Here is a 4,544-nt window from a genome sequence, read left to right as displayed (position 1 = left end):
TAACTTATTGCTGGGATTGAATCAGCTAATTAGTGATATTAATCAATATCAATTCTTTTTTAATTCTGGATAATCTGACTTATTTGTTAATCATTGAATTCGGAGAGTGACAGAAGAGGGATATAGCGGTTGTTAGCCTAATGAGGTACACATGATTTTTTACCTCTTGCCTCTTGCCTCTTGCCTCTTGCCTTTTTCGGCAATCGATAACTTTACAACCGAGATACAAACCCTATAGTGTTCTTATCTCTTTTATCGAGAAAGATGAAACGGGTGCATCTCATTTTTGCCGTTTGGGTGGTGCGTTACGGGACGGATTGTCCTAACACTTGCTACCGATAAAATAAGGGCTCGCCCGTCTTATCACGCACCCTACGAACATTTACAAATGTGAGATGCACCTGCTCCCTTTGCCAAAGTGTTTATTTAGCATAACAAGTACGGAAGAGCCAAAAATGCTATAGTAAACATTTGGTCATTACTAGTAAACAGTAAACAGTTGAAAATGAAACAGTTGTCTCGAATTTCCTTAACTATTGTTAGCTTATTCCTGTGTTTGCTCACTTTGAGCAGTTGCAGCAACAACTTTGCTAACCCTGATAAACTAGAAGCGCAAGTATTAACCATTATCCGGAATAATCCAGAGGCTATTTTACAGTCGCTGCAAGCTTACCAGCAGGAAAAACAGCAAGAGCTAGCCCAATCCAGGCGAGCATTTTTGCAGCAAATGAGTACAGAGCCAGCATCGATAATTGGGAATTCCCCTACTACTGGTGTGGCGGAAAATAACATTGTGCTGTTGGAGTTTTCTGACTTTCAATGTCCATTTTGTGCCCAAGCTAACCAAAGCGTAAAGCAGTTTATGGACAAACATTCCGATCAGGTAACCTTAGTATATAAGCATTTGCCCCTAAGTCAGATTCATCCTGAAGCAATCCCGGCAGCTAAAGCAGCTTGGGCGGCTTTTCAGCAAGGGAAATTCTGGGAGTATGAAGATGCCCTGTTTGAGCAGCAAAATAACTTGGATGAAGATTTGTATGTCGCGATCGCCCAAAATCTTAATCTCGATCTAGAGCAATTTAATCGCGATCGCATCAGTGTTGGAGCCGAAGCTGCTATTAGGGACGATCTGAAATTAGCTCAGAGCTTGGGTCTTAATGGTACTCCTTTCTTTATGTTGAACACAGAAGTACTTCAAGTTCCTCTCAACTTATCAGAAATGGAGAGTATTCTGGCACAGGTCAAATCATGATCTAGGATCTATATTTGAGTTGTAAACACACGTCTTGGGGCAAGAGGCAAAAGGCAAGAGGCAAAAGTTGGTAGGGTGCGTGATAAGACGGGCTCGCCCTGATTTTATCGGTAGCCAGTGTTGGCACAGCCCGTCGGTGTAACGCACCACTCGCTCTTTAAAACTTAATATCTAATCGAGGAACATTTAAGATACTTTCTTAGTCAGACAACGTGATTAATTGACTAGAGGTAAGAAGATGAGAGTTGATCAAAGCAGTGGTTTAAGGCAAAGACTTAATGGTATAGTTATGATTATCTATGCCTTAATACCGATTATCCTAGTCGTGGTATTTTTGATTACTTTTTTAACAATTTTACATGACATCAAAAGTCTAGTAAGTGGCCCTTTAGTGGAAATCAATAACACCCTAGTGGAGGTGAAGGAAAGTACTCAAAAAGCCAAAGAAGACATTGCTAATATCATAGAACCAATCAAAACAGTAAAGGCAGAGGTCCAAGAAGCCTTAGAGATAGTTGAACAGATTCCTACAGGAGTGAGTTTGCCTGATCTTGGCATCCCAGATGTTAATCTTCCGGTGAAACCAGATGTCAACTTGGGGAGTGGATTTCCTCCTAAGGTCAATATCGAGATGAAAGAGGTTTCAGTGGATATGCCTACTATTCCTGGGTTTGAAGTACAAGTGGTTGGTTTGCAACAGGTCAAGGCAGTGTTAAAGGATAATTTGGAAATACTTAAGGTTTTGAATACTATTGTCAGCGGTATTCCTAACCTCGATGCCCTTAGAGAAGATTCCCAAAAAATTCTAGCAGGAGTCCAGGAGTTGGTGAACGGAATTCATAAAATCGGGATCAAGGTATTGGGGCTGATGATATTTAGCGCAATCATGGTGATACCCTGGTTAATTAAGTTATGTATAGCTCCCTACGCTACCTGGGCTTACGGTCAGGTTACGACAGGATGGGCATTAGTCCGTGGTCAAGTAACTGAATAAATCCGTAGCGCATAAGCTAATAGCTTACGGTAAAATTTCCAATAAAAATTGCTATTAACCAGTTTAAACTAACTAAGATGCGCATCGCTCAACGGACTAGACCTAGACGACAATTAGATGTAATTATAAAAGGGTCATCCCATAACTATTGGCGTGACCCTTATCATATAATGCTGACCGTTAATTGGCCAATGTTTTTCGGGCTAATTGCGGTTTGTTATTTAGCCATAAACATTGTCTTTGCCCTATTGTACCTAGCGGGAGGAAATTGTATTGAAAATGCCCGTCCAGGTGCTTTCTTCGATGTCTTTTTCTTCAGCGTTCAGACCATGGCATCCATTGGTTATGGTGCCATGTATCCCGTGACTTCCTATGCTAATATCATTGTTACCATAGAAGCTCTAGTGGGTTTGATGGCCCTAGCCATGGCAACCGGACTCATGTTTGCCCGCTTCTCTCGCCCTACTGCCAGAGTCATCTTCAGTCGTAGGGCAGTGATTGCGCCCCATAATGGGGTAACTACCCTCATGTTCCGCGCTGCCAATGAACGGGATAATCGGATTCTGGAAGCTCAGCTCAGGGTAAGTTTGCTACGCAATGAAGTCACCTTAGAAGGGGAATCCATGCGTCGATTCTACGACCTGAAACTGTTGCGTAGCCAAACCCCTAGCTTTGCTCTAACTTGGACAGTTATGCATCCGATTGATGAAAGTAGTCCTTTATATGGGGAAACACCAGAGTCTCTCGCTGAAATGGAAGCCACACTTATTATCACCCTAGTTGGTATTGATGAAACGGTTTCCCAGACAATTCACAGTCGTCACTCCTACACCGCATCAGAAATTTTGTGGGATAGGCGTTTTGTAGATATGTTTGATAGGAAATCAGACGGCAGTAGAATTATTGATTATAGCCACTTTCATGATGTTAAGTAATAGGAATTTATAGCGTTTGAGAACTGCTACATAGTTAATAGGTCGGAAATACCGACCTGACGTATCTTCTCTAATTCGATCAGCCTGCGATTAGCATCTTGACATTCCTGCCAATAGTATTGCTTACCTTGCCAATCATTACTAAGGTCAATTTTTTGCCATTGCTCTAAACAATAGCGCCGATGTTTTTCCAAAGCTACTATTTCTAGAGAAGCTGCTGCTGCCTGTATTACCATCGGGGCTCGCAAAATATCTTCTGTACAGGTTTCGTCAAGATGAAATAGATGAGCGACTTGAGTCATTTCCCTAGGAAATTGTAAACTGCGGTCTTGTAAACGGGAGATTAGCTGTTCAGGGGTGGTAGTGTAAAATTGTGTGCCTATCCCTTGGAGTTCAATAATTTGTTGCCACAAGAATCGATGGTGAGAGAGACTAAAGAGTAAATCTCGCTGGTCTAGAGTATCAATAATTGTTTGTCGATAGTCAGGACAGTGTAAATAAATCCGTAACAGTAAGGCTTCTGCTCGCTCTAACAGGATGCGCTCTTTACCAACCGGTAGGTTTGATTCTTGATTACCCTGTTGTTTCGGTTTCTTTAACCGAGGTGGTGATTTCTTAAAGGCAGCTCTAAGGGGTTTTTGGAGTTGAGTTTGTAAATTTTCTATGTATAAAGATACTAGTTTCCCTTGTCCTTGACTGAGAATTTGAGCACAGTAGTTAATATAATAAGTGAGCTGGTTGATGTCGTCCAGTTGCTTGAGTAACTTAACCATAGCTTGGGCGACTTGCTGAAATTGATCGGCTTGTTGGAGGTCTTTGCCAATCAGGAGTTGATCAATCTGCCAATCCAGCCACAAGGGAGCATTGAGCAACAGTTGTCGGTATTTTTCCGTAGCGTCAGGAGCAGATTTGAGGAATTCATCAGCATCTTTTCCATCCGGTAAGTTCAGTACCCGTAGCTGCACAAGTCCTTGGTAAGCTAGGTTAGCAATTTCTCCAATGGCTCTTTGGGCAGCATTAGTACCAGCAGCATCCGCATCAAAGTTGAGCACAATTTGCTTGGATTCAGTATAGCGCGATAGTTGCCGGACTTGATCTAAACTAAAAGCGGTACCAAGGGAGGCGACTATATTAGTAATTCCTGCAGCATGGAGTGCGATCGCATCAAAATATCCTTCCACCACTACAGCTTGGTCTTGCTTGGTAATGGAATTACGAGCTTTATCTAGGGCAAAAAGGGTTTTACTTTTATCAAACAGGGGAGTTTCTGGAGAGTTGAGGTATTTCGGTTGCTCATCCCCAAGACTTCTACCACCAAAGCCAATCACTCGACCTTGGGTGTCGTGGATGGGAATCATAATGC

The 4,544-nt window shown here is 42.2% G+C and carries 4 protein-coding genes; 3 read left to right on the top strand and 1 reads right to left on the bottom strand.

Annotated elements, in window-relative coordinates:
* Positions 1–505: 505 nt before the first annotated feature.
* The 3 genes from F6K57_RS37490 (at position 506) to F6K57_RS37480 (ending at position 3,181) form a co-directional block, all read left to right on the top strand.
* Positions 506–1,252, top strand: a complete 747-nt coding sequence (locus tag F6K57_RS37490; protein WP_293073430.1) for a thioredoxin domain-containing protein — start codon at positions 506–508, stop codon at positions 1,250–1,252.
* Positions 1,253–1,490: 238 nt separating this feature from the next.
* Positions 1,491–2,246, top strand: coding sequence for a hypothetical protein (locus F6K57_RS37485; RefSeq protein ID WP_293073427.1), 756 nt, complete (start codon positions 1,491–1,493; stop codon positions 2,244–2,246).
* A gap of 77 nt (positions 2,247–2,323) precedes the next feature.
* Positions 2,324–3,181: an ion channel gene (locus F6K57_RS37480; protein WP_293036504.1), complete on the top strand. Its 858-nt coding sequence runs from the start codon at positions 2,324–2,326 to the stop codon at positions 3,179–3,181.
* Positions 3,182–3,207: 26 nt separating this feature from the next.
* Here F6K57_RS37480 and F6K57_RS37475 read toward each other — a convergent pair.
* The coding region (locus F6K57_RS37475; RefSeq protein WP_293073424.1) for a toprim domain-containing protein at positions 3,208–4,544 on the bottom strand (1,337 nt) is incomplete at its 5' end.

The organism is Moorena sp. SIO4A5 (assembly GCF_010672005.1).
In the GTDB taxonomy this organism is placed as follows: Bacteria; Cyanobacteriota; Cyanobacteriia; order Cyanobacteriales; family Coleofasciculaceae; genus Moorena.
The sequence above is the reverse complement of the archived record's forward strand: the minus strand, read 5'-3'. Positions and strand labels throughout refer to the sequence as shown.

Coding starts and splice junctions, on each gene's coding strand:
- F6K57_RS37490 (WP_293073430.1), top strand. CDS start 506: ATGAAACAGTTGTCTCGAATTTCCTTAACTATTGTTAGCTTATTCCTG.
- F6K57_RS37485 (WP_293073427.1), top strand. CDS start 1,491: ATGAGAGTTGATCAAAGCAGTGGTTTAAGGCAAAGACTTAATGGTATA.
- F6K57_RS37480 (WP_293036504.1), top strand. CDS start 2,324: ATGCGCATCGCTCAACGGACTAGACCTAGACGACAATTAGATGTAATT.